This is a genomic window from Streptomyces racemochromogenes, assembly GCF_044129415.1.
GTDB classification, from domain to species: Bacteria; Actinomycetota; Actinomycetes; order Streptomycetales; family Streptomycetaceae; genus Streptomyces; species Streptomyces racemochromogenes_A.
Window position 1 is genome coordinate 1 of the sequence record NZ_JBBDHD010000278.1, and the last position, 1,900, is coordinate 1,900.

The following is a 1,900-nucleotide window of genomic DNA, read 5'->3' on the forward strand; positions in this document are numbered from 1 at the left end:
ACAACCAGGGTGGCGTACTCAGCGGCCCGCAGGGTAAAGCCCCCGACCGCGACATCTGCGCCGATGCGGTGGTGGCCTACCTCACCAAGGGAACTCCGATTGAGGAGACGGTGCGCGGCTGCACTGACATCCGCAAGTTCCTGTCCATCCGCAACGTCACCAAGGGTGCTATCGATCTACCGGAAGGGTTGGCGATCAACGATGGGATCTACCTGGGCAAGGCAATCCGCTGGTATATCAGTGGGCGTCCAGGTTACATTGGTGTCACCGGCACTGGTGACAAGGTTGCTGGATCGCAGGGTGCTACACCCATCATGAACCTGCCCAAGGCCATGCCACTCGACGTGGACTATGGGCATTGCATCGAGCATGCGAAAAAGCTGCTCGCACTGACAGGAGCAAGGTAATGAAGCTGGAAGATATGACCGACATCGTGGCACCACCAGGCAGTGTCCTGGTGGTTGCCGTAGCTGCAGACATGCCGATTGAGCAATGGCGGGATCTGCGCATCTACATGGAGGAGGCTGGCACCCGGACCAAACTGCCGGTGCTGTTGCTGCCGCCCGGCGTGGATGCTCACGTGCTGCAGCTGCCGCCCGAGGAAGACGTGACGGACGTGACGCCGCTGGTGGACATCGCGCCGGAGGATGATAAGCATGATCTCTTGGCGATGTACCGCGAGGGGGTGATGGTGCAATGGCGTCAATGCGGCGATGTGCAGTGGATTGACGCTCACCGCATGTTGTCGCCAATACCTGACCACCTCGGCTCGCAGGAGATCGAGCTGCGGAGAAAGCCGAAATGAAGAAGCACATTCACAAGTTCACCTTGATGGTGGGACAGAACACCGTGCGATCAGAGGGCCGCATCCATCGCGTCTTGCATGTTGCGTTTCAGGGAGACAAGCTGTGCCTCTGGGCTGAGGTAGACACCGATGACTCCGCACAGCTCAACCACTTCCATGTGGTGGGTACAGGATTCAATGTGCCCAACAACGTAGCTCGCCACATCGGGTCGGTGGTTGAAGACCCCTACGTGTGGCACGTCTACCAGATGTGATACAGTCCCACCCGCAGGGCAATTTTCGGGTGGTTGACCTGCAAGCCCCGGTCAGAGATGGCCGGGGCTTTTTGTTGTCGCGCCGAAGGCCAGGCCCATGACGATTCCGCCCAGGTGCGCAGCGTGGGCGATCATCGGCAACCACCCCTGCCACCAGCAGATGACCGACAGGGCCGCGTACATGGCCAGCACCAGCCAGGCTGGCATCGGCACCACCAGCGGCGTGATGACCTTGCCGTCATGGTTCTGCAGCGAGAACATGGCGAACAACCCGAACACCGAGGCGCTGGCCCCCACCAACGGCCCGCTGGGCATCGTGGCGAGCTGCAGGAAGCCGCCGACCAGGCCACAGGCCAGGAAGTAGCACAGGAACCTCACGCGGCCCACAGTGCGCTCCACACGTGGCCCAAAGCTAAGCAGCGCCAGGGCGTTGAACACCAGGTGTGCCCAGCCCCCGTGCTGGAACTGGTAGGTGATGAGCTGCCACCCGCCGTAGTTGGGGGAGGCGACCGGCCACAGCTGCAGCGAGGGGAACGGGCCGGTCAGCTGCATGAGCACGCAGACCAGGGCCAGGCTTACTGTCACATAGGGCATGATTGACACCAATTTGGGAGTGTGGTCAAATTGTGTCACCTTCAACGCCGTGAGGCAACTATGGCCCTCCCCCTACCTGGTGTACCGCGCCCACCTGGAAGCCTGCCGCTGCCAGGCCCGGTCCCTGCAGCAGATCCCCCTGCAGGTGTGTTCTACGGGCGACCTGTCTCCTACGGAATCCTGTGCCGCGACAGCAACGGCAGGTGGTTCTCCGTACCGCGTGCCGACTACCAGGCACTGCATGCAC

Annotated in this window: 4 protein-coding genes; 3 read left to right on the plus strand and 1 reads right to left on the minus strand. The window is 61.7% G+C overall.

Annotated features, from left to right (window positions below; all coding sequences use genetic code 11):
- The 3 genes from WDV06_RS36730 to WDV06_RS36740 all read left to right on the plus strand — a co-directional run.
- Nucleotides 1-407: hypothetical protein (locus WDV06_RS36730; protein ID WP_395514138.1), on the plus strand; the 407-nt coding region annotated here is incomplete at its 5' end.
- Nucleotides 407-805 carry a hypothetical protein gene (locus WDV06_RS36735; RefSeq protein WP_395514139.1) on the plus strand — a complete coding sequence of 133 codons (399 nt, stop codon included), beginning with the start codon at nucleotides 407-409 and terminating at the stop codon, nucleotides 803-805. The genes WDV06_RS36730 and WDV06_RS36735, both read left to right, overlap by 1 nt.
- Complete coding sequence (locus tag WDV06_RS36740) at nucleotides 802-1,059, plus strand: DUF7352 domain-containing protein (RefSeq protein WP_395514140.1); 258 nt, start codon at nucleotides 802-804, stop codon at nucleotides 1,057-1,059. The genes WDV06_RS36735 and WDV06_RS36740 overlap by 4 nt, the downstream gene beginning before the upstream one ends.
- Before the next feature lie 51 nt (nucleotides 1,060-1,110).
- On the opposite strand, the gene WDV06_RS36745 is transcribed toward WDV06_RS36740, so the two are convergent.
- A complete protein-coding gene (locus tag WDV06_RS36745; protein WP_395514141.1) occupies nucleotides 1,111-1,644 on the minus strand; it encodes a rhomboid family intramembrane serine protease in 534 nt (177 codons plus the stop codon).
- Nucleotides 1,645-1,900 lie beyond the last annotated feature (256 nt).

What these genes read in the sequence shown, in the direction of transcription:
- WDV06_RS36735 (WP_395514139.1), top strand. Translation starts at nt 407, where the DNA reads ATGAAGCTGGAAGATATGACCGACATCGTGGCACCACCAGGCAGTGTC.
- WDV06_RS36740 (WP_395514140.1), top strand. Translation starts at nt 802, where the DNA reads ATGAAGAAGCACATTCACAAGTTCACCTTGATGGTGGGACAGAACACC.